Raw genomic sequence first — 23,056 nt, forward strand, 5'->3', positions numbered from 1 at the left:
GCCTCTTCGCGGGTGAACCCGCTCCTACAGGGGTACGCGATCCCGTAGGAGCGGGTTCACCCGCGAATGGGCCGCAAAGCGGCCCCGGCATTCTCAAGGCTGGGCGCTGACCTTGCGTACCACCCGCCCAATGCTCAACCCCTGCACCAGAATCGACGACAGCACCACGATGTAGGTGATCGACAGCAGCAGGTCCCGTTCCTCGCCCAGCGGTAGCGACAGCGCAAGTGCCACCGACACGCCACCGCGCAGGCCCCCCCAGGTCAGCACCCGCACCGTGCCTTTGGGCACCGGACGCCAGCGCCGCAGCAGCACGATCGCCGGAGCCACGGTCAGCAGGCGCGACAGCAGCACTGCCAGTGCCAGTACGCCGCCAGCCGCCAGGTGCATCCAGTTGAACGGCAGCAGCAACAGCTCCAGACCGATCAATGCGAACAGCAGGGCATTGAGCATGTCGTCGATCAGTTCCCAGAAACCGTCCATGTAACGGCGGGTCATGTCATTCATCGCCAGGTTGCGCCCCAGGTTGCCGATGATCAGGCCGGCCACCACCATGGCGATCGGCGCCGACACATGCAGCTCGTAGCACATTGCCGAACCACCGATCACCAGCGCCAGGGTCAGCATGACTTCCACCTGATATTGCTCGACGCTCTTGATCATGCGGTAGGTGGCATAGCCGATCAGGCCACCGAACACCGCACCGCCAATGGCCTCGCGGGCGAACAGGATCGCCGTGTCGGTCATGCTCGGTGTTTCACCCAGCCGGATGATGCCCAGCAGCACGGTGAATACCACGACTGCCGTACCGTCGTTGAACAGTGACTCGCCGACGATGGTGGTTTTAAGCGGTTTGGGCGCATTGGCAGTACGCAGCGCGCCAAGTACGGCAATCGGGTCGGTCGGTGAGATCAGTGCACCGAACAGCAGGCAGTAGATCAGTGGCACCTGCCAGCCGAACAGGGCAAACACCCAATGCGCCAGGTAGCCGATGACCACGGTGGCGATCAGCACACCCAAGGTGGCCAGCAGGCCAATCGGCCAGCGGTAGCTGCGCAGGTCGCTGAGGTTGACGTGCAGGGCGCCGGCAAACAGCAGGAACGCCAGCATCCAATGCATGAGCAGGTCGTTGAAGTCGATCTGGCTCATCAGCCCTTCGACGCGTTCTTCCAGGCCAGGGAAGCCGATAACGCTCAGGCCTTGCAATATCAGGGAAAACAGCAGCGCCGTAACCATCACGCCGATAGCGGGGGGCAGGCCGATGAAGCGGTAATTGACATAGGTAAGAAGGGTGGTGAGGCAAATAAACGCGGCAACGAGTTCAAGCATCCTGAATCCTGTGACAGTGGCTTCCAAGTCTCAACCCGAATGGCTCGGGCAGTTCTTTGATGACCTGGCTCGGGGTTCGGGGCACAGGGTTTGACCGAATTAGTCCAAATCGTTCCCGTGACAGTCTGCACTGGTTACCCTGTGGGAGCGGGCGTGCCCGCGAACACCGGCAAAGCCGGTGCCATACACCGAGTTGCATTCTTCGCGGGCATGCCCGCTCCCACAAAGCCCCCCTGAACGCTATATATTCACAGCCATGAAAAGCCATAAGGATAAGAAGGCGTGTTGGCAACATCTCTGGTGCTGGTTGCCGCCCTGCTGCATGCAACCTGGAATACCTTGATCAAATTCAGTGGCGAGCGCTTGCTGGTAATTGCCAGCATGGACACGGTAGCGCTGGCCTTCGCGGTGCTGGCGGTGCCCTTTGTCGATGTTCCGCCTGCTGAAATCTGGCCCTGGTTGGTAGCCTCGGCACTGGCTGAGCAGTTGTACCGCTATCTGCTGATCCAGGCCTACCGCGTGGGCGACCTGGGGCTGGTCTATCCTCTGATGCGCGGGCTGTCACCGCTGGTGGTGCTGGGGCTGACCCTGGCCTTTGCCGGGGAATCGCTGAGCCAGCAGCAGATCATCGGTATCCTGTTGATCCCCTGTGGCATGGCCTGCCTGTTGTGGCAGGGCGGCGGCGGTGACCGGCTGCCATGGTCGATGCTGCCGGTGGTTGCCTTGATTGGCCTGTGCATTGGTTGCTACACCTGGTTCGACGGCCAGGCCGTGCGCCTGTGGGGCAAACCGTGGGATTACCTGGTCTGGCTGACCCTGCTCAGCGCCTGGCAATTCCCGTTGTTGGCGAGCGTAGCGCGGCGGGCGCCATTCGTACTGTTCTGGCGAACCCAATGGCGCCTTGGGTTGGCGGTAGGGTTCTGCGTATTGTTCAGCTATGCCCTGGTGCTGTGGGCCATGCACCTGGGGTCAGTGGCCGAGGCGGCGGCTCTGCGGGAGTTGAGCGTGATCCTGGTGGTGGTGCTGGGTATGCGCTACCTCAAAGAACCTTTTGGCGGGCCGAGACTCCTAGCTTGCGGGCTGGTGTTGGCCGGCATGCTGGTAATGAAGCTTTGACCTGAAGACTGAACAAGGAGTCCTGTCCATGACTGTTGCCCTGTGGTGCATCCTGATTGCGCTGCTGTTGAACCCGCTTTGTGCCTTGATCGCCAAGGCGAGCAGTGGCCGCTTCGGCCTCAAGGACAATCACGATCCGCGAGCCTTCCTCGATACCTTGTCGGGCCTGCCACGGCGTGCCCATGCTGCGCAGCAGAATGGCTACGAAGCGTTTCCGGCATTTGCTGCGGCGGTGCTTGTGGCGGATATCGTCGGCAATGCAGAGCAGGTGACCCAGGATGTGCTGGGGGTGATGTATATCACCAGCCGCTTGCTTTACATCATCTGCTACCTGGCCGACTGGGCTGCCTTGCGATCGCTGATGTGGTTTGCCGGCTTGGCGTTGATCGTGTCGTTCTTCGTGGTTTCCATCTGAAACCGAGTGGCCTTCTTCGCGGGCTTGCCCGCTCCCACAGGTACACCACAGTATTCAAGGGCTGTGGTGTACCTGTGGGAGCGGGCAAGCCCGCGAAGAATCCACCGCCGATCAAGGTACCTTAGGTACCTCAGGTAGCGGCTGGCCTTTAGGCCAGAGCATCCAGATCTGCCCCTGCTGCTTCATGTTCCCCGCCAGCTCGCCGGCTTCCGGCCCGGTGCCCCAGAACAGGTCGGCACGCACTTCACCCGCAATCGCCCCACCAGTGTCCTGCGCACCCACCGGGCGCACCACTGGCGAGCCGTCCGGGCGCGTAGTGGAAAGCCACAACAGGCTGCCCAGCGGAATTACCTTGCGGTCGATGGCCACGCTGTAGCCGGCGGTAAGCGGTACGTTCAGCGAGCCGCGCGGGCCTTCGTTGCTGTCCGGGCGGGTGCTGAAGAATACGTAGCTGGGGTTGCTCGCCAGCAGTTCTGGTACGCGCTGCGGGTTGGCCTGGGCCCAGGCATGAATGGCACCCATGCTCACGTCTTCTTTTTTCAGCTGGCCCTGTTCCACCAGCCAGCGGCCGATCGGCCGGTAAGGGTGGCCGTTCTGGTCGGCATAGCCCAGGCGCAGTTGACGGCCATCTTCCAGTTGCACCCGGCCAGAACCCTGGATCTGCAGGAATTGCAGGTCCATCGGGTCGGTCAGCCAGGCCAGCACCGGTGCCTTGACGCCGTTACGGTTGATGACTTCGGCCGTGTCGTATGGCTTGAGCACCCGCCCCTCCAGACGGCCGCGCAGGCGTTTGCCCTTGAGTTCGGGGTACACGCTGGCCAGGTCGACCACGATCATGTCATCAGGGATGCCGTAGACTGCCACATGGTTGGTTGCCGATTGGCTCAGGCTGCCTGGGTAGACTGGTTCGTAGTAGCCGGTAATCAGGCCATTGGCGTTGTTCTCTGCAGAGCGCAGGCCGTACACCTGCAGGTTCTGCTCAAGGAAGGTACGCACTTGGGCGGCGCTGGCTGTGGCACTGCCGGCCGCTTCGCAGGTGGCGGCCCACACCGGATCGCGCTTGAGTTTTTCGCAGCCGTTGCGCCATGCATAAAAGCCTGCCAGCAGGTCTTCATCGCTGACGGCCGGCAAGTCTTTCCAAGTGGCCGGGGCATAGGTGGCGACAGCGTGGGGCTCGGGCTTGGCGCTCTCGCCGCCGTTGCAGCCGGCCAGCAAAGCCAGCACCGGCAGTGTCCAGGCCAGGTGACGCAGGGCAGATTTCATGTGTGCATTCCTGTCAGAAGCGAACATGAAGGTTCGCCCCTGCCTTTTATGTGGCTATTGGTGTTTGGCCTGGGGGCAGCGATACTGGCCGCCCATTTGCGTAGGCCGAAGTGAGCGTGATGTTTAAGCGATTGACCGTTGTTCTGCTGGCAGTACTTACCCTGGGAGGGGCTCTGACGGGGTGTGACCGGGTAGATCCGAACTCGCCGCTGGGGAAACGCAAGGTGATCTTCAAGGACATGCTCAAGACCAGCGAAGACCTGGGTGGCATGCTGCGTGGCCGGTTGCCGTTCGACGGGGTGAAGTTTGCCGACGGTGCATTGAAGCTGGACAGCCTGTCGCATCAGCCGTGGCAGCATTTTCCACAGGTGCGCGATGGTGGTGACAGCGCCGCCCGCGCCGAGGTGTGGGAGCGCCAGGCGCGGTTTCATGACCTGGCCCGGCAACTGGAAGGTGTCACTGGTGAACTGGTCGATGTCAGTCGCAGCCAGCCGCTGGATGCTGCGCAACTGAAAGCACCGATGGACAAGGTCGAGGCTGCGTGCAAGGCCTGTCATAGCGAATTTCGTAATCATTGAATGGCTGTGCTGTTTGCGCAAACCGTCGAGGCGTGTCCAAATTCCTGTGGGAGCGATCTTGTGTCGCGATAGGGCCGCGCAGCGGCCCCAGGATTTCAGCAGAAATGCATGCATAGCCGGGGCCGCTGTGCGGCCCTATCGCGACACAAGGCCGCTCCCACAAAGACCAGGCTTGCCGGCCAGATGCCTTAGCGGTCGAGATCGTCGACCGCTTCCTGCAGCTCTTTGCGCGACTCGGCCAGCTTGTCCTTGCGCTTGTTGATCTTCTCGGCGTCGCCTTTCTTCTCGGCTTTCTTCAAGTCCTTTTCCCGCTGCGCCACTTCATGGCGTGCGTCGAGCACCTTCTGCTCACGCTCTTTGCGCAGGCTGGCGTCGGTGCAGTTGTCCACACCACGCAGGGCTTCTTCCAGCCCGGCGACCTGGTCGCTGTTGCCGTGGTCACGGGCAATCTTCAGTTGGTTTTCAATGGCGCTACGCTTGGCGGCGCAACCGGTCAGGCCCGGGTCCGGCTGGGCAGCTTGCACGCTGCCCGCAGCCAGGCCCAGTGTCGCGAGCAGGAAAAGAGTCGAAATACGTTTCATGAAAAGCCTCTTGAACGGGGCGGGGCAGCAAAAGTTGGTGGAAATCCTGCCTTGGTTTTGCCCATTTAGAAACCCTTGGTGGGGTTTTCTGTCCGAGTCTCGGGTTTTTCCTACGCACTATTTGGTAAAAAATCATTGCTCAATGCGCTGGGACGGGGTCAAGAACCCTTCTATACCGGTTTCTGCCAACTGTGCGGCAATGGCTTGCACCTCAGAGGCCGCGAAAAATTCCACAAGTTGGCGCGAGCGTTTTGCGCCGATGCCGGGCACGGTTTGCCATTGCCCGGCACTGCGTGAGGCCAGTTCCTGCCAGTCGCCAGTCAGTGGCAAATGCTTGCCAATGGGCGCGCCAAGGGCGCGCAGCCACTGATCGAAGGGGCGTGAGCGTGCTTCGTCGAAACTGCCCAGCAAGTGTGCCGCAGTGAGTCTGCTGATTCCGGGGGCCTGCTGCAGGCGCTCGGCATCGAGCTGCAGCCAGTCGGTCATGGACGTCACCAGGCCCGCTTCGACCAGCCGACGCCATGTGCCGGGCCCGGTGCGCGGCAAGGCCAGGCCCTGTTTGCCGCTAAGCCAGGTGAGGCGGGCAATGAACTGCTCATCGCAGCCCTCGCCAGCCTGCCAGCAGCTGTGGGCATGATGCTGCTCGGGTGCTGGCGCGGTAATCGGTTGGCGCTCTACAGCGCGGTGCACGACGTGATCGAGCCGCGGAATGGTCAGCCCGGCAAGGCTGATAGCCACCTGATCGCCGGGGCGAATATCCAAGGTTTGCCAGCGCGCCAGCGACCCAAGGCTGACCTGGGTAATACGACGGTCATCGAGGGTAACGGGTTGCACTTGCAGAACGGGCGTGACCCTGCCAGTGCGGCCGACCCGAAAGCGCACGTCCCGTACTTCAGCCAAGGCTTGTGCATAAGGGTACTTCCAGGCCGCGATCCAGTAAGGTGCCTTGGCCTGCCAGCGCTCGGCAGGCGGCCGGCTGCCCTGGCGCAGGATTACACCGTCGGTGGCGAAGGGCAGAGCAGAGCGATACCAGTGCTCGCGCCAGTGTGCCGCATCCTCCAGCGTGTCGATGGCGATGCTGTAACGCTGGCTGTCCGGAAACCCCAGCCGTGCCAGCTGGTCGAGGCGATCGGCCTGTTGCTCGGGGCCGTGCGGCCAGCCCCACACGAACAGGCCGATAGCGTTGCCTTGTGCGCCAGTCAGTTGCTTGCGTGCAAGCAGCCCTGCCACGGTACCCCGGGCGTTGGCGCTGCCTGCCATGGCTTGCACATGGTCGTCCAGGCGCAGATACAGTTCACCTTGCAAGTGCAGGTCGACCGCCTCAGGCAATTGCCGAGTGACAGCGCCGAGTTGTGGAATGTGTCGGCTCCAGTCATGGCCGTGTACACCGTCCCCCCGGCTGGTCAGTTGTACCAATCGGCCCTGCTGGTAAGTGAGGGAAACTGCAACACCGTCGACCTTGGGCTGTACCCACACGCCGGTCTTGCCGGCCATCCATCGCGCCACGGCCTGGCGGTCTGCCAGCTTGTCGACGCCGGTATGCGGCACGGTGTGGGGGACCGGGCCGCGAGCACTGACCAGGGGGGAGGGGCTGGTGCCAACCGCGAAGCACTGCTGCAGGTGATTCAGGCGCTCGCGGCTCTGATCGTACAGTTCGTCGGCTACCAGGGCTATGCCCTGGCGATGGTAGTGCTCGTCCCATCGGGCAAGCGTGGCGCGCAGTTGTGCAACTTCGGCCTTGGCCTGTTGCAGGTCCCAGTGTGGGCAGGAGGCAGCCCTGGCCAATGGGACGTTCAGCGCAAATAGCAGGGCGAACAACAGCAGGTACGGCATGGCCTGGCATCCTTGCATGGCGGTGAAGCGCTTAGCGTAGGCGGGTAGCGGGGCGGCTGGCGTGTGCAGTTGTCAGGTGATATTTCGCAGATGTTCGTCTTCAATCCCGGGCTGGGGCAAGAAACCAGCGCCGCTTGGGCGGCGGCCGATCTCACAGGCGATGAAAATGCTGTGACAGGCACAAAAAAGCCCCTGCCGATCACTCGGCAGGGGCTTTCGTCCAGCGCTGCAGGAAAATTTACAGGCCGGCAGCGTCACGCAGCGACTGGGCGCGGTCGGTGCGCTCCCAGGTGAAGGTGGTGAAGGTGTCGTCGCCGACAGTCTTCTGCTGCGGTGTGCGGCCGAAGTGGCCGTAGGCAGCGGTTTCCTGATACATCGGGTGCAGCAGGTCGAGCATGGTGGTGATGGCGTACGGACGCAGGTCGAAGCATTCGCGCACCAGCTGGATGATCTTGTCGTCGGAGACCTTGCCGGTACCGAAGGTGTTGATCGAGATGGAGGTCGGCTGGGCCACGCCAATGGCGTACGACACCTGGATCTCGCAACGCTCGGCCAGGCCGGCGGCGACGATGTTCTTGGCCACGTAGCGGCCGGCGTAGGCGGCGGAACGGTCAACCTTGGACGGGTCCTTGCCGGAGAACGCGCCACCACCGTGGCGGGCCATGCCGCCGTAGGAGTCGACGATGATCTTGCGGCCCGTCAGGCCGCAGTCACCCACCGGGCCACCGATGATGAAGTTGCCGGTCGGGTTGATGTGGTACTGGGTGCCTTTGTGCAGCAGTTCGGCCGGCAGGGTGTGCTTGACGATCAGCTCCATCACGGCTTCCTGCAGGTCTTTCTGCGAAACCTCCGGGTTGTGCTGGGTCGACAGCACCACGGCGTCGATACCGACCACTTTGCCGTTCTCGTAGCGGCAGGTGACCTGCGACTTGGCATCCGGGCGCAGCCACGGCAGCAGGCCGGACTTGCGCGCCTCGGCCTGGCGTTCTACCAGGCGGTGCGAGAAGCAGATTGGTGCAGGCATCAGGACTTCGGTTTCGTTGCTGGCATAGCCGAACATCAGGCCCTGGTCACCGGCGCCCTGGTCTTCCGGCTTGGAGCGGTCCACGCCTTGGGCGATGTCTACCGACTGTTTGCCAATGATGTTCATCACGGCGCAGGTGGCGCCATCGAAGCCGACGTCAGAGCTGTTGTAGCCGATGTCGATGATGACTTTGCGCACCAGGTCTTCCAGGTCGACCCAGGCCGAAGTGGTGACTTCGCCGGCGATGATGGCGACACCGGTCTTGACCAGGGTTTCGCAGGCTACGCGGGCGTATTTGTCCTGGGCGATGATGGCATCAAGGACAGCGTCCGAAATCTGGTCGGCGATCTTGTCCGGATGCCCTTCGGACACGGACTCGGAGGTGAAAAGGGAGTATTCGCTCATCTCGAAGGTTCCTGAAATTTACCGATGGTGTATGTCGCCAGCCGTCCGCTGGAAATGGCGGACCTGGATCTGGAAACCGTTACGCAAGCCCACGTACAGGCTGTCCGCATGGGCCAGCCCGGCAGCGTTGGCCCAGCGCGCCAGGTCGTCCTGTTCGAAGCCCAGCCAGAGGTCGCCGCAGGCTTCGCGTGCCCACCCCTGGTCATGGCTGCACAGTTCGGTGACCAGCAGGCTGCCGCCTGCCTTCACCCGTTTGGCCAGCTGGCGCAAGGCCAGGGCCGGGTCGCTGAAATGGTGCAGCACCATGTTCAGCACAACGCAGTCGGCGGCCACATCCGTTGCACCCAGTGCATCGGCCAACTGCAGGTTCACGTTGTCGAGCCCTTCGCGCTGGCACACCTGGCGCGCAAGTTCGAGCATGGTAGGGCTGTTGTCCAGAGCGGTGACCTGGGCGAAGCGCCGGGCCAGGTCGGGCAGGAAGCCACCGTCGCCGGGCCCGACTTCCAGCGCGCTGGCGGCCGGGTCGAAATGCAGTTTGTCGAGCAGCGCCAGCAGGCTGTCGCGGTACTGCGGAAGGCCGGCGATCAGGTCTTGCTGGGCACGGAACTTCTCTTCCACGCGCAGGAAGAAGTCCTGACTGGTGGCCGCTCGGCGCTGCTGTACATGGGCTATGCGCGCCTGCACATCGGGCGGCAGGGCCAGGTCGTCGACTTCTTCGAGCAGCGCCGCGTGAAGCCGACCCCCCAGGCGCAGGCCATCGGGCAGGGCGCGGCGGTAGAAGATGGCGTTACCTTCGCGGCGGGTTGCCACGAGGTCGGCCTGCGCCAGCACCTTAAGGTGGTGGCTCATGCCCGACTGGCCGATGTCGAAGATTTGCGCCAGCTCCAGCACGCCGAACGAGTCGTTGGCCAGGGCGCGCAATACGTTCAGGCGCAACGCATCGCCACTGGCTTTGCACAGGGCGGCCAATGTTTCGCGTTGCTCGGGGATCGATTGCGCACGGAGATTCATGGGGCGGCAGTCTAGACAGGCATCGATGCCCTAGCAAGGCCAATATCAAAAAGTTTTGATATTGGCGATGAGCTGCAAGCCGAAAGCCTCAAGTTACACGCTTTGGGGCGCCCCGAGTCGCGCTCTGCTTCTTCAGTTGCGGCTTAAAGCTGGCGCTTGGCGCTTAAATGTTTGCCCCAAGCGCCCCCAGTGGGCGAAAATGGCCGCCTTTTTCGTGACACCACCTATTCAAGCCCCCTAGGAGATCAGCGATGCCCAGCCGTCGTGAACGTGCCAACGCCATTCGTGCCCTCAGCATGGATGCCGTGCAAAAGGCCAACAGCGGCCACCCAGGTGCCCCCATGGGCATGGCGGATATCGCCGAAGTGCTTTGGCGCGACTACCTGAAGCACAACCCGAGCAACCCGAGTTTCGCCGACCGTGACCGCTTCGTACTGTCCAACGGCCACGGTTCGATGCTGATCTACTCGCTGCTGCACCTGACCGGCTACGACGTCACCATCGATGACATCAAAGGTTTCCGCCAACTGCACAGCCGCACCCCGGGCCATCCGGAATACGGCTACACCCCAGGCGTCGAGACCACCACCGGTCCGCTCGGCCAGGGTATCGCCAACGCCGTGGGCTTCGCCCTGGCCGAAAAAGTGCTGGCTGCCCAGTTCAACCGTGACGGCCACAATATCGTCGACCACAACACCTATGTGTTCCTCGGCGACGGCTGCATGATGGAAGGCATCTCCCATGAAGTCGCCTCGCTGGCAGGCACCCTGGGCCTGAACAAGCTGATCGCCTTCTACGATGACAATGGCATCTCCATCGACGGCGAAGTGCACGGCTGGTTCACCGACAACACCCCGGCGCGCTTCGAAGCCTACAACTGGCAGGTGATCCGCAACGTCGACGGCCATGACGCCGAAGAAATCAAGATGGCCATCGAGACCGCCCGCAAGAGCGATCGCCCGACCCTGATCTGCTGCAAGACCATCATTGGTTTCGGCTCGCCGAACAAGCAGGGCAAGGAAGATTGCCACGGTGCACCGCTGGGCAACGACGAAATCGCCTTGGCCCGTAAAGAACTGAACTGGAACCACGGCCCGTTCGAAATCCCTGCCGACATTTATGCCGAGTGGGATGCCAAGGCCGCTGGCGCCAAGGCCGAAGCCGAGTGGAACCAGCGCTTCGAGGCCTACGCCAAGGCCTACCCGGAGCTGGCTGCCGAGTTCAAGCGTCGTGACAGCGGCGAGCTGCCGGCCGACTTCAGCGAAAAGGCCCAGGCCTACATCAACGAAGTGGCTGCCAAAGGCGAAACCATCGCCAGCCGCAAGGCCAGCCAGAACGCCCTGAACGCCTTTGGCCCGCTGCTGCCGGAGTTCCTCGGTGGTTCGGCGGACCTGGCCGGCTCCAACCTGACCCTGTGGAAAGGTTGCAAGGGCGTCGAAGCCAATGACGCCAGCGGCAACTACGTGTTCTACGGCGTGCGCGAGTTCGGCATGACCGCCATCATGAACGGCGTTGCCCTGCACGGTGGCCTGGTGCCTTACGGCGCGACCTTCCTGATGTTCATGGAATACGCCCGCAACGCCGTGCGCATGTCGGCCCTGATGAAGCAGCGCGTGATCCACGTGTACACCCATGACTCCATCGGTCTGGGCGAAGACGGCCCGACGCACCAGCCGATCGAGCAGCTGACCAGCCTGCGCAGCACGCCAAACCTGGATACTTGGCGCCCAGCCGACGCGGTGGAATCCGCCGTGTCCTGGAAAAACGCCCTGGAGCGCAAGGACGGCCCATCGGCGCTGATCTTCTCGCGCCAGAACCTGCAGCACCAGGACCGCGATGCCCAGCAGATCGCCGACATCAGCCGCGGTGGCTATGTGCTCAAGGACTGCGCCGGCGAGCCCGAACTGATCCTGATCGCCACCGGTTCCGAAGTGGGCCTGGCTGTTCAGGCCTTCGACAAGCTGACCGAGCAAGGCCGCAAGGTGCGCGTGGTTTCCATGCCGTGCACCAGCGTGTTCGATGCCCAGGACGCTGCCTACAAGCAGTCCGTGCTGCCGCTGGAAGTCGGTGCGCGCATCGCCATCGAAGCTGCCCACGCCGACTTCTGGTACAAGTACGTTGGCCTGGAAGGTCGTATCATCGGCATGACCACTTACGGTGAGTCGGCGCCGGCTTCGGCACTGTTCGAAGAGTTTGGCTTCACCCTGGAGAACATCCTCGGTACTGCCGAAGAGCTGCTGGAAGACTGATTTAAAGATCTGCGGGCGGTGTCGCCTTCTATTCGCGGGCAAGCCCGCTCCCACAGAGGTTGCATGAAACCCTGTGGGAGCGGGCTTGCCCGCAAATGCCACACCGCAAACTCCGCAGGCTGACGACAATTGAACTGTCTCGTGAGCCCCGAATGCCCCACCTGCGTCCCTACAAAGTTGCACTCAACGGTTATGGCCGTATCGGCCGCTGTGTCCTGCGCGCGCTGTTCGAGCGGGGGGCAAAGGCCGGCTTCGAGATCGTAGCGCTGAACGATCTGGCCGATCAGGCCAGCCTGGAATACCTGACACGCTTCGACTCCACCCACGGGCGTTTCCCCGGCGAGGTCAAGGTCGACGGCGACTGTCTGCACATCAATGGCGACTGCGTGAAGGTAATGCGCAGTGCCACCCCCGAAGGCATCGACTGGGCTGCGCTGGGCACCGACCTGGTGCTGGAGTGTTCCGGTGCCTATAACACCCGTGCCGATGGCCAGCGTTTCCTCGACGCCGGTGCACCAAGGGTGCTGTTCTCGCAGCCCATGGCCAGCGAGGCCGACGTTGACGCCACGGTGGTCTACGGCATCAACCAGGCCTGCCTTACCGGCAGCGAGCGCCTGGTGTCCAACGCCTCGTGCACCACCAACTGCGGCGTGCCGCTGCTGCGTGTGCTGGACCAGGCGTTCGGCATCGAATACGTGCAGATCACCACCATCCACTCGGCGATGAACGACCAGCCGGTGATCGATGCCTACCACCACGAAGACCTGCGCCGCACGCGTTCGGCCTTCCAGTCGGTGATCCCCGTGTCCACCGGCCTGGCGCGTGGTATCGAGCGCCTGCTTCCGGAACTTGCCGGGCGAATCCAGGCCAAAGCGGTACGTGTACCGACCGTCAACGTCTCGTGCCTGGACATCACCCTGCAGACCGCCCGCGACACCAGTGCGGCCGAAGTCAACCGAGTGCTGCGCGAGGCCGCGCTGGAAGGCCCGCTCAAAGGCTTGCTGGCCTACACCGAGCTGCCGCACGCCAGCTGTGATTTCAACCATGACCCGCATTCGGCGATCGTCGATGCCAGCCAGACGCGTGTTTCCGGCCCCCGCCTTGTAAACCTGCTGGCCTGGTTCGACAACGAATGGGGGTTTGCCAACCGTATGCTCGACGTTGCCGAACACTTTCTGCACGTCGTTCACCCAACCCGCAACAAACAGCCCTGAAGGACTGCATTCATGACCGTGTTGAAGATGACCGACCTCGACCTGCAAGGTAAGCGTGTACTGATCCGCGAAGACCTCAACGTGCCTGTAAAGGACGGTGTGGTAGCCAGCGACGCACGTATCCTGGCAGCGCTGCCGACCATCAAGCTGGCCCTGGAGAAGGGCGCAGCGGTAATGGTCTGCTCGCACCTGGGCCGCCCGACCGAAGGCGAATTCTCTGCCGAGAACAGCCTCAAGCCGGTCGCCGATTACCTGAGCAAGGCCCTGGGCCGTGACGTACCGCTGGTTGCCGACTATCTGGACGGTGTCGCGGTACAGGCCGGTGAACTGGTGCTGTTCGAGAATGTGCGCTTCAACAAGGGCGAGAAGAAAAACGCCGACGAGCTGGCGCAGAAGTACGCTGCCCTGTGCGACGTATTCGTCATGGACGCTTTCGGCACTGCACACCGCGCCGAAGGCTCGACCCATGGCGTCGCCAAGTTCGCCAAGGTTGCCGCTGCCGGCCCGCTGCTGGCAGCCGAGCTGGATGCCTTGGGCAAGGCCCTCAAGGCTCCGGCCAAGCCAATGGCGGCCATCGTTGCCGGCTCCAAGGTTTCCACCAAGCTGGACGTGCTGAACAGCCTGAGCAGTGTTTGCGACCAGTTGATCGTTGGTGGCGGTATTGCCAACACCTTCCTGGCAGCTGCTGGCCACCCGGTGGGCAAGTCGCTGTACGAGCCTGACCTGGTCGACACCGCCAAGGCCATTGCCGCCAAGGTCAGCGTGCCGCTGCCAGTCGACGTGGTGGTTGCCAAAGAGTTCGCCGAGAGCGCTGAAGCTACGGTCAAAGCCATTGCCGACGTAGCTGCCGACGACATGATCCTGGACATTGGCCCGCAAACCGCAGCCAACTTCGCCGAGTTGCTGAAGTCGTCGAAAACCATTCTGTGGAACGGCCCGGTTGGTGTGTTCGAATTCGATCAGTTCGGCAACGGCACCAAGGTACTGGCCAAGGCGATCGCCGAGAGCGCTGCGTTCTCCATCGCCGGTGGCGGTGACACCCTGGCGGCCATCGACAAATATGGCGTCAGCAAGGAAATCTCCTACATTTCTACCGGTGGTGGCGCCTTCCTCGAGTTTGTCGAGGGCAAGGTCCTGCCAGCTGTGGCAATCCTGGAAGAGCGGGCCAAGGCCTGATGACGTCGGCGCTTGGCAAAGGGAGTGGCCTGGTGGTCAAGCAATTGTCTGTGATGATGCTGGCCGGTCTGCTGAGCGCTTGCGCGGGCAGCCCGACCTCGGATGCCGACCCGGCGCGATCGCACAAGGGCGGTTGCTACCAGTCCGAATGGCAGGCCGAGACCGTGCCGGTCATCGGCAAGCGCGTGGGCCCGGAAGGCCTGGAAAAGTACGACGAAGACCACCAGCGCAAGGCGCCGGGTTGCCCTTGATCGGGTAATAGGCAACCTGAAGGTTGATTTGTGGTCTTGAAGAAGGGGCCGCTGTGCGGCCCTTCGCGGGCTCGCCCGCTCCCACAGAGACCGAACTGTACCTGTGGGAGCGGGCGAGCCCGCGAAGGGCTGCACAGCAGCCCCAAATCGAGGAAACTGAATGAAAGCGCTTTTGGCCGTGACGGCCCTGGCGACACTGGCAGGATGCTCACTGCTGCAGCCGGCGCAACCCGCCCCGGCAGACAACTGGACCCGTTGGGTCTGCGACACCCAGGCTGAGGTGCTTTGGCGCTTTGCCGATGTGCAACGCGAACAGGTTGACGTGCGCCTTGGCGGCGGCGACCAGGTCTACCGGCTCAAGGCTGAACCGGGTGCCTCAGGCGCGCTGTACAGCGATGGCATGCTGGCCTTCCACACCAAGGGCGAAGAAGGCCTGGTGTACTGGGTGGCAACCAACGATCTGATTGGGCGGGGCTGCAAGGCACCGTGACTGGCCGGGCCGCAAGGGTGGCCCACACTACTTGAACAGCAACCGCCCCTGCGGCAGGCTTGCACGAAACAAACGACGCTTGTCGGGAGAGAGATACACAATGGCACTCATTAGCATGCGCCAGATGCTGGACCACGCCGCCGAGTTCGGCTATGGCGTTCCAGCTTTCAACGTCAACAACCTCGAGCAGATGCGCGCCATCATGGAAGCGGCCGACAAGACCGACTCCCCCGTGATCGTCCAGGCTTCGGCCGGTGCCCGCAAATACGCTGGTGCGCCATTCCTGCGCCACCTGATCCTGGCTGCCATCGAAGAGTTCCCGCACATCCCGGTGTGCATGCACCAGGACCACGGTACCAGCCCTGACGTCTGCCAGCGCTCGATCCAGCTGGGCTTCAGCTCGGTCATGATGGACGGTTCGCTGGGTGAAGACGGCAAGACCCCGACCGACTACGAGTACAACGTCCGCGTTACCCAGCAGACCGTTGCCATGGCTCACGCTTGCGGCGTTTCGGTTGAAGGCGAGCTGGGCTGCCTGGGTTCGCTGGAAACCGGCATGGCCGGTGAAGAAGACGGGATCGGCGCCGAAGGCGTGCTGGATCACAGCCAGATGCTGACCGACCCGGAAGAAGCCGCCGACTTCGTCAAGAAGACCCAGGTCGACGCCCTGGCGATCGCCATCGGTACCAGCCACGGTGCCTACAAGTTCACCAAGCCACCAACCGGTGACGTGCTGGCCATCGATCGCATCAAGGAAATCCACAAGCGCATTCCCAACACTCACCTGGTGATGCACGGTTCGTCCTCGGTACCGCAAGAGTGGCTGGCGATCATCAACCAGTACGGCGGCGACATCAAAGAAACCTACGGTGTACCGGTCGAAGAAATCGTTGAAGGCATCAAGCACGGCGTGCGCAAGGTCAACATCGATACCGACCTGCGTCTGGCGTCCACCGGTGCCATGCGCCGCCTGATGGCGCAGAACCCGAGCGAGTTCGACCCGCGCAAGTTCTTCGGTGAAACCATCAAGGCCATGCGTGACGTGTGCATCGCCCGTTACGAAGCCTTCGGCACCGCTGGCAATGCCTCGAAGATCAAGCCGATCTCCCTGGAAGGTATGTTCCAGCGCTACCTGAAAGGTGAGCTGGCCGCCAAGGTCAACTGATCGACTGGTAACCCTGAAAAACCCGCAGCGATGCGGGTTTTTTTATGGGCGATGGATACGTGGACATAAATCAGGCAGACCGACCGTTAGTCGGCTACCGTACAGTTTGGCCATTGATAGCGTTCTGATTGCATTGCGTGTTGCTGCCTCAGGTCTAGAGTACTAATGGATCCAACCGTATTTTGAAGTCGGTCACATAACAGAGAAGCAGCATGGATGGCGCTCACCCTAAACAGCAGCCACTGGATGGCAGCTCAGTTCTTCTGGTGGTAGACGACTACCCCGAGAACCTCATCAGCATGCGGGCCTTGCTGGCCCGGCAGGATTGGCAAGTATTGACGGCAAGCTCTGGGATAGAAGCCTTGAGCGCATTGCTGGAGTACGAAGTCGACCTGGTGTTGATGGATGTACAGATGCCGGAAATGGACGGCTTTGAAGTCGCACGGCTGATGCGCGGCAATCAGCGTACCCGACTGACCCCGGTCATTTTCCTCACCGCCAACGAACAGTCCGAAGCGGCCGTGCTCAAAGGCTACGCCAGCGGCGCCGTGGACTACATGTTCAAACCGTTCGACCCGCAAATCCTCAAGCCCAAGGTTCAGGCTCTTCTCGACCAGCAGCGCAACCGGCGCATGCTGCAGCAGCTGAGTCGCGAGCTGGAGGCGGCCAGGGCATTCAATGCGTCCATCCTGGAAAATGCCGCTGAAGGCATTCTGGTGGTTGATGCCAATGGCATTATCAGTTTTGCCAATCCGGCCATTTCCCGTTTGCTGGGGGCGCCGGTGCAACAACTGCAGGGCACCCAATTGCTCGACGTTGTGCATCTGGCCAGTGCCAGCCTATGGCGCGAGTCGGACTTCTACAAGGCCTATCAGGGGCGGCAGATCTTCCGCGTACACGATGCCCAACTGCGTACCCAAGGGGGTGAATCTGTACCGGTGGCGCTGTCCTGTGCGCCGTTGCCGGCCGACCAGCAGGCGATGGTGGTGACCGTGCTGGACATGTCGGTGGTGCGTAACTTGCACCAGCAGCTGGAATACCAGGCCATTACTGACCCGCTCACCGGTCTGCTCAACCGCCGGGGTTTCTACCAGGCTGCTGAAGGTGCTCTGTTACGCAACGAGCGCTCGGCCAAGGCGCAGGCGCTGATGTACATGGACCTGGATGGCTTCAAGCGCATCAACGACTCGCTCGGCCACGACGCGGGCGACCGGGTGTTACGCTGGGTCGCCGAGCAACTCAAGGACTGCCTGGGCAGTGAGGCCTTGCTGGCGCGTATGGGCGGCGATGAGTTCACCGCACTGTTCGACAGCTTGCCCTACCCGGAGCAGGCCGGGCGTTATGCCGAACGGTTGCTCGAGCGTGTTTCCATCAGCCATGAGGTAGATGGGCTCGATGTCTGCCTTGGGGTCAGCATCGGCATTGCCACCTACCCGGACTGCGGCGCCAATGTCGAAGGCCTGCTGCGTTCGGCCGATACAGCGATGTACGCAGCCAAGCAAGCTGGGCGTCAGCAATACCGCTTCTACGACCAGGAGCTCAATGGGCGGGCACGCTCGCGGTTGATGCTCGAAGACAGCGTGCGCGCGGCCATCGAGCAGCAGGACTTTACCTTGGTGTACCAGCCACAGGTAGCTTTCCACGATGGTCGGCTGCGTGGTTTCGAGGCCTTGCTGCGCTGGCAGCACCCCAGCGTTGGCGATGTACCGCCGGGGCTGTTCATCCCGTTGCTGGAAGAAGCGCGGCTGATCAACCGCCTGGCCAGCTGGATCTACCGCCAAGGGGCCGCGCAGCGGCAGGCCTGGTACGACCGGTTTCCGCCGGACCTCGTGCTTGGCATCAGCCTGAGCCGCGCGCAGTTCGTCATGCCTGGCCTGGTCGAAGAACTGCAACGGGTCATCCAGCTCTACCAGCTTGTCCCGACGCAGTTGGAAGTGGAAGTGGCGGAAACCTCGCTGATGTACAACATCGATGCGGCCGTCAAACAGATACACCGCTTGCGTGAGCTGGGCGTGAGGGTGGCCCTGGATGACTTCGGAGCGGGTGACTGTTCGTTGCGCATGCTGCGCGACCTGCCTATCGATACCCTCAAGCTCGATCGTCATCTGGTTGCACGCCTGCCCGATTCGGCGGTAGATGCTGCGTTGGCTCGCAGCGTGATCGGCCTGTGCGCCGACTACCGTATAACGGTGATCGCCGAAGGCGTGGAGACCCCGGCGCAGGCAGCCTGGCTCAAGGCCAATGGTTGCGAATACGTTCAGGGCTTCCTGGTGGCTTATCCGATGACTGCTGCTGACGCCAGCGGCTTCCCGGCAATTTTCTCCTGGCCAGGGCCGTGATTGGCTAGAATCGGTATTCGTTACGCCGAATACAGCGCCATGACCGTACTACGTTACTTGCAAGCCTACCCCCCGCACCTGCAGCAGCAGGTGCGGCAGATGATCGACAGCGACCGCCTGGGTGAATACCTGCAGCGCCGTTACCCTGACCGCCATGACGTGCAAAACGACAAGGCGCTGTATGGCTATGCCCAGGATCTGCGCCAACAGTACCTGCGAAGTGCGCCAAACCTGGACAAGGTGCTGTTCGACAGTCGCCTCGACCTGACGCATCGGGCCCTGGGCTTGAACACGGCGGTATCGCGGGTGCAGGGCGGCAAGCTCAAGGCGAAGAAGGAAATCCGTATTGCCTCACTGTTCAAGGAAGCCGCGCCACAGTTCTTGCGCATGATCGTTGTGCACGAGTTGGCGCACCTGCGCGAGCGAGATCACAACAAGGCGTTCTACCAGCTCTGCCAGCACATGGAGCCGGACTATCACCAACTGGAATTCGACCTGCGCGTCTACCTGACCTACCGGGAGCTGCCGGGCAACCTCTAAGGAACAAGCAGCATGGAAGTAAGCAAGACCAAGAGCAGCTTCTACCGCCGGCTGTACGTGGCCTGGCTGATCGACAGCCAGACGGCGACCAGCGTGCCCGCCCTGATGGAGGCCACTGGCATGCCCCGCCGGACAGCCCAGGACACTATCGCCGCGCTGGCCGACCTGGACATCGTCTGCGAGTTCGAACAGCAGGAAGGCGCACGCAACCACGCCGGGCATTACCGCATTCATGACTGGGGGGCGATCGACAAGCAGTGGATCATCCGTCACCTGCGGCAGATCCGCGAAGTACTGGGCTACCCCTGATCTGAAAAGCCTGCGCGGTGTCAGCTTCGCGGGCAAACCCGCTCCCACGCGGTTGACTCAACCCTTGCGCATTCCGATAGACACGATGCCGTCCACCAGAGACTCCCCGCTCACCACCGCAAACCCATGGCGGGCATAAAAATCCTGCAAATGCGCCTGAGCCGACAGATAAACCGGCACCCCAGGCCAACAATGGTCCGCTGCCTCCAACCCCTTGAGCAGCAAGCTTTCTTCAAGCTTCAAAGTTCGCGCCTGCGGTGATGTCACCAATCGCCCCATCACCACATCCCCACCTTGTGACTGCGGATCCAGCAGGCGCAGGTAGGCTACCAGCTTGTCTTTGTGCCAGGCCATGAGATGCAAGGTATCGCCAGTCAGGTCCTGACCATCGACTTCCTGGTAGGCATGGCGCTGCTCCACCACGAATACTTCAGTGCGTAACTGCAGAATGGCGTAGAGCTGCTCTTTGCCGAGGTCAGTGTGGTGCTTGCACAGCCAGGCGATTGACATTGGCGCGAACTCCTTGGATGGGTCTCGATCATCGCATGCTGCATGTGCTTCGGCCAAAATAGAGGCTAAATGACACTATTGGCCGCTGCCCTCGGCAACAGCTTTGTGTAATCTCACTGCCAGTGTTGCCCTCCATTGCGAAAGGACGTGAACATGCGGCCACTGCTTTGTGTTCTGGGATTACTGGCAACGATGCTGGCAACACCCGCCCTGAGTCGCGACAAGCTACGCCTGGTGGCTGACAACTGGCCACCGTTCACCGATGCCAGGATGCCGGGCGGCGGCCTTGCGACCAGCATCGTTACCACGGCACTGGCCCGTGCCGGCTACGCCAGCGGTTATGAAGAGGTGCCGTGGGCGCGTGCGTTGCTGGGGGTAGGTGAAGGGCGCTACGACGTGCTGATCAATGCCTGGTACAACGATTCGCGCGCCAGTATCGGGCAGTTCTCCAACGCCTACCTCAGTAATCGAATTCGCCTGCTGCAACGTAAGGGCGAGACGTTTAGCTACAAGCAGCAGTCTGACCTTTATCCCTACAGCATTGCCGTAGTGCGTGATTACGCCTATTCACCGGAATTCGACGGGGATCCCCGGCTGCGCAAGGTGGTGGTGCGCAACTTTTCTTCTGCGGTACGCATGTTGGCGGCGGGGCGGGTGAGCCTGGCGGTGGAAGACGAGTACGTGGCCCGCTACAACCTGCAGCGTGAGCCGCAGGAAGTGCGTGATGGGGTGATGCTGGTGGAGCCGCCGCTGGGGGAGAACACCCTGCATATACTGGTCAGCCTGAAGCACCCGGAGCATAAGCGGATCGTCGAGCGCTTCGAGCAGGCGATAGCGGCGATGAAGGCGGATGGCAGCTATGCCCGGCTGCTGCATCAGTATGGTTTTTGAGCGCTGCGGCCAGCACAGGAGATAAAACTATCAGGCCGGGGCACCTTCCTTGATCAGGTGTGCCGCCAGGGTCCGCAATGGCCCCAACTGCCGGCATATCAACGCCAACTGCGTCTGCACCAACCGCTGATGCTCATCCAGATCTTCCGGCATCTGCTCCAGGGCATTGGCCAGCGCCTCTTCGGTATCACTGTGAATCGCCACCGGCAGCCGTGCGGCCAGGCCGTTGGCAATCTCGTCCAGGCTGCTGGCCAGGCTTTGCCCGGCGCCTTCGATCAATTGCTCCTGCACCTCCGCCGGCAACGCCGTGTCGCGGTGCGCGCCTAACCCCGAGAGGTAGCTGAGCAAGGTGTGCGACAGCACCAGGAAGCGAAAGCCAACGTCGGCCTCCTTACGGAAATGCCCCGGCTCCATCAGCATGTTGGCCAAGGTGGTGGACAGCGCCGCATCAGCGTTGTGGGCATTGCGCCGGGCCAGGCGGTAGGCCAGGTCGTCGCGCTTGCCGTGGGCATACTGCTGCATGATCTGGCGCAGGTACACGCTGGCGCAGGCCAGGGTATTGGCCAGCGCCTTGTTCAGCCGTCGGCCCTGCCAGTCAGGCAGGAACAGGAACACCGCGAGGATGGCAATCAGGCTGCCCACCAAGGTATCGAACAGGCGTGGCAGGAACAGGCCGTAGCCATCGCCGATCTGGTTGAAGCAGAACAGCACCATCAGGGTGATCGCGGCAGTGGCCAGGGTGTAGCGGGTGGTGCGGTTGACGAAGAACACCACCCCGGCAACCACGGCGAACAACGACTGGATGACCGGGTTGGGGAAGAGGTCGAACAAGGCCCAGCCCACTGTCAGGCCAACGGCAGTGCCGAAGATCCGCTGCACCAGCTTGCGCCGGGTGGCGCCGTAGTTGGGCTGGCACACGAACAGCGTGGTGAGGATGATCCAGTAGCCCTGGGTCGGGTGAATCAGGTGCACCATGCCATAGCCGATCGACAGTGCCAGCGGCAGGCGCAAGGCATGGCGGAACAACAGCGAGGTCGGTGTGAGCTGAGTGCGCAGGCGCGTCCACACGTCCTTCAGCGAGCGTGGCGAGCGGTCGAGCAGGCTGCTGTCGCTGGCATCGGCCAGGCTGTCCGGGTTGCTGGCGGCACTGAGCAGGCGGTCCAGCGTTGCCAGGTTGGCAGCCAGCGCCCGCAGCGACCGCAGCAGGCCGCGCCAGGCCGGGTTGCTCTGGATGCGCAGGTGCTCCAGCGAGGCGTTGAGGTCCTCGAGGGCTTCTGGATAGCCGCTGGCCAGCACGAACGGTTGGCGCAGGCGGATCGAGCGGGCCAGTTCCTGGCAAGATGAACCCTGCTTACGCAACAGGCGCTGGCAGCGGAACATGACGTCGCTGTGGAAAAACGCCTCGGTCAGTGCGTTGTAGGGGTAGTGCGAGGCGCTGACACGCTCGTGGATGTCCTGGGCCAGGAAGTACAGCTTGAGGTAGCGGCTCACCTTCGAGTTTGGCTGGCTGTTGCCCACCCGGTGCAGGATGATCTCCTTGGCGGCGTTCAGCGCTGCCACCACCTTGCCGTTCTGCTGGGCCAGTTCCAGGCGCCGGGCCTCGACGTCGAGCGTGCGGATCGGTTCGAACAGGCTGGCCTTGAGCTTGAGGTAGCTGCCCAGCTCGAAGAACAGTTTGGCCAGGCTCTGTTGTACCGGCTGGTTGGAAAACAGCGCCTGCCATAGTACCGACAACAGCCCGTACCAGGCCGCACCTGCCACCAGCAGCAGCGGTTCGTGCCAGAAGTCGGTGACCTGGCCGCCGCGCTGGTCCACGCCGATCATGGTGTAGACCGCAGTGATCAAGGTGGCCGAAGCGATGGCGCCGTAGCGCTCGCCCAGCGCCCCGAGCATGGTCAGGCCAAAGGCGGCCAGGGCCAGGGCAATGACGAAGATCCAGGGGTAGGGGAACAGCAACTCGACCGCCAGTGCAGCGATGGCGAAACACACCAGGGTAACGGCCAGGGCGCTGAGGCGGCCCTGCCAGCTGTCGTCGGTTTCGGCCAGGGCGCTGGCGATGATGCCGAGGAACAGTGGAATCAGCAGGGCCATCTCGTTCTGGTACCAGCACAGGGCCAGACTGCCGGTGAGGGCAATGGTGACCCGGATGCTGTAGCTGAACTTGTCTTGGCCCCACAGGCGACGCAGTGACTGACGGAACGAGCTCGATGACATGATGGCCTGCCAGGCGGTGATCAGAAGAATACCTTTCAGGGCCGGTTATTGGGGCCGCTTCGCGTCCCTTCGCGGGCACGCCCTCTCCCACACGTTCTACAAAGAACCCTGTGGGAGCGGGCGTGCCCGCGAAGGGACGCGAAGCGGCCCCAA

21 protein-coding genes are annotated in these 23,056 nt (G+C 62.4%); 13 read left to right on the plus strand and 8 right to left on the minus strand.

Features of this window, described 5'->3' with window-relative positions; genetic code table 11:
- Positions 1-93: 93 nt before the first annotated feature.
- Complete coding sequence (locus J3A98_RS26395; RefSeq protein ID WP_209969623.1) at positions 94-1,329, minus strand: sodium:proton antiporter; 1,236 nt, start codon at positions 1,327-1,329, stop codon at positions 94-96.
- A 282-nt stretch (positions 1,330-1,611) separates the two neighbouring features.
- Between J3A98_RS26395 and J3A98_RS26400 the strand changes: the two genes are divergently transcribed.
- Both J3A98_RS26400 and J3A98_RS26405 read left to right on the plus strand, forming a co-directional pair.
- Positions 1,612-2,445, plus strand: coding sequence for an EamA family transporter (locus J3A98_RS26400; RefSeq protein WP_176683080.1), 834 nt, complete (start codon positions 1,612-1,614; stop codon positions 2,443-2,445).
- Positions 2,446-2,473: 28 nt separating this feature from the next.
- A complete protein-coding gene (locus J3A98_RS26405) occupies positions 2,474-2,860 on the plus strand; it encodes an MAPEG family protein (RefSeq protein WP_176683081.1) in 387 nt (128 codons plus the stop codon).
- A 111-nt stretch (positions 2,861-2,971) separates the two neighbouring features.
- Here J3A98_RS26405 and J3A98_RS26410 read toward each other — a convergent pair whose 3' ends face one another.
- Positions 2,972-4,123: an MltA domain-containing protein gene (locus J3A98_RS26410; protein WP_176683082.1), complete on the minus strand. Its 1,152-nt coding sequence runs from the start codon at positions 4,121-4,123 to the stop codon at positions 2,972-2,974.
- A 119-nt stretch (positions 4,124-4,242) separates the two neighbouring features.
- Here J3A98_RS26410 and J3A98_RS26415 point away from each other — a divergent pair, with 119 nt between their 5' ends.
- Positions 4,243-4,701, plus strand: a complete 459-nt coding sequence (locus J3A98_RS26415) for a cytochrome c (protein ID WP_209969626.1) — start codon at positions 4,243-4,245, stop codon at positions 4,699-4,701.
- A gap of 188 nt (positions 4,702-4,889) precedes the next feature.
- Here the strand turns inward: J3A98_RS26415 and J3A98_RS26420 are convergent, their stop codons facing one another.
- The 4 genes from J3A98_RS26420 to J3A98_RS26435 all read right to left on the minus strand — a co-directional run bounded on the left by J3A98_RS26420 (position 4,890) and on the right by J3A98_RS26435 (position 9,555).
- Positions 4,890-5,282: a DUF1090 domain-containing protein gene (locus J3A98_RS26420; RefSeq protein ID WP_084850245.1), complete on the minus strand. Its 393-nt coding sequence runs from the start codon at positions 5,280-5,282 to the stop codon at positions 4,890-4,892.
- Positions 5,283-5,414: 132 nt separating this feature from the next.
- Entirely contained in the window at positions 5,415-7,115 is a 1,701-nt protein-coding gene (ligB, locus tag J3A98_RS26425) for an NAD-dependent DNA ligase LigB (protein ID WP_209969629.1), read from the minus strand.
- Positions 7,116-7,353: 238 nt separating this feature from the next.
- Complete coding sequence (metK, locus tag J3A98_RS26430; protein ID WP_003249375.1) at positions 7,354-8,544, minus strand: methionine adenosyltransferase; 1,191 nt, start codon at positions 8,542-8,544, stop codon at positions 7,354-7,356.
- An 18-nt stretch (positions 8,545-8,562) separates the two neighbouring features.
- The gene (locus J3A98_RS26435; protein ID WP_003249377.1) at positions 8,563-9,555 is read right to left on the minus strand and encodes a metalloregulator ArsR/SmtB family transcription factor; all 993 of its coding nucleotides are present in this window, start codon (positions 9,553-9,555) and stop codon (positions 8,563-8,565) included.
- 251 nt (positions 9,556-9,806) lie between these two features.
- Between J3A98_RS26435 and tkt the strand changes: the two genes are divergently transcribed.
- From tkt to J3A98_RS26480, 9 genes are all read left to right on the plus strand, one after another.
- Complete coding sequence (gene tkt / locus J3A98_RS26440) at positions 9,807-11,804, plus strand: transketolase (protein ID WP_176683086.1); 1,998 nt, start codon at positions 9,807-9,809, stop codon at positions 11,802-11,804.
- 152 nt (positions 11,805-11,956) lie between these two features.
- Positions 11,957-13,018, plus strand: a complete 1,062-nt coding sequence (epd, locus tag J3A98_RS26445; RefSeq protein ID WP_209969632.1) for an erythrose-4-phosphate dehydrogenase — start codon at positions 11,957-11,959, stop codon at positions 13,016-13,018.
- Positions 13,019-13,030: 12 nt separating this feature from the next.
- Entirely contained in the window at positions 13,031-14,194 is a 1,164-nt protein-coding gene (locus J3A98_RS26450) for a phosphoglycerate kinase (protein WP_176683087.1), read from the plus strand.
- A complete protein-coding gene (locus J3A98_RS26455) occupies positions 14,194-14,445 on the plus strand; it encodes a hypothetical protein (RefSeq protein ID WP_176683088.1) in 252 nt (83 codons plus the stop codon). Before J3A98_RS26450 ends, J3A98_RS26455 begins: the two co-directional genes overlap by 1 nt.
- A gap of 160 nt (positions 14,446-14,605) precedes the next feature.
- On the plus strand, positions 14,606-14,935 hold the full coding sequence (locus J3A98_RS26460; protein WP_176683089.1) for an MliC family protein: 330 nt from the start codon (positions 14,606-14,608) through the stop codon (positions 14,933-14,935).
- A gap of 100 nt (positions 14,936-15,035) precedes the next feature.
- The gene (fba, locus tag J3A98_RS26465; RefSeq protein WP_176683090.1) at positions 15,036-16,100 is read left to right on the plus strand and encodes a class II fructose-bisphosphate aldolase; all 1,065 of its coding nucleotides are present in this window, start codon (positions 15,036-15,038) and stop codon (positions 16,098-16,100) included.
- Positions 16,101-16,312: 212 nt separating this feature from the next.
- The gene (locus J3A98_RS26470; protein ID WP_209969635.1) at positions 16,313-18,439 is read left to right on the plus strand and encodes an EAL domain-containing protein; all 2,127 of its coding nucleotides are present in this window, start codon (positions 16,313-16,315) and stop codon (positions 18,437-18,439) included.
- Positions 18,440-18,478: 39 nt separating this feature from the next.
- A complete protein-coding gene (locus J3A98_RS26475) occupies positions 18,479-18,979 on the plus strand; it encodes a M48 family metallopeptidase (RefSeq protein WP_176683255.1) in 501 nt (166 codons plus the stop codon).
- Between the two features lie 12 nt (positions 18,980-18,991).
- A complete protein-coding gene (locus tag J3A98_RS26480; protein WP_003249396.1) occupies positions 18,992-19,288 on the plus strand; it encodes a winged helix-turn-helix domain-containing protein in 297 nt (98 codons plus the stop codon).
- A 57-nt stretch (positions 19,289-19,345) separates the two neighbouring features.
- On the opposite strand, the gene J3A98_RS26485 is transcribed toward J3A98_RS26480, so the two are convergent.
- Positions 19,346-19,798: a GNAT family N-acetyltransferase gene (locus J3A98_RS26485; protein WP_176683092.1), complete on the minus strand. Its 453-nt coding sequence runs from the start codon at positions 19,796-19,798 to the stop codon at positions 19,346-19,348.
- Between the two features lie 153 nt (positions 19,799-19,951).
- On the opposite strand from J3A98_RS26485, the gene J3A98_RS26490 reads away from it, so the two are divergent.
- Positions 19,952-20,689: a transporter substrate-binding domain-containing protein gene (locus tag J3A98_RS26490; RefSeq protein WP_209969638.1), complete on the plus strand. Its 738-nt coding sequence runs from the start codon at positions 19,952-19,954 to the stop codon at positions 20,687-20,689.
- 30 nt (positions 20,690-20,719) lie between these two features.
- Here the strand turns inward: J3A98_RS26490 and yccS are convergent, their stop codons facing one another.
- Entirely contained in the window at positions 20,720-22,903 is a 2,184-nt protein-coding gene (gene yccS / locus J3A98_RS26495; protein ID WP_176683094.1) for a YccS family putative transporter, read from the minus strand.
- Positions 22,904-23,056: the final 153 nt, after the last annotated feature.

It is taken from the genome of Pseudomonas sp. BP6 (assembly GCF_017875935.1).
In the GTDB taxonomy this organism is placed as follows: Bacteria; Pseudomonadota; Gammaproteobacteria; order Pseudomonadales; family Pseudomonadaceae; genus Aquipseudomonas; species Aquipseudomonas putida_Y.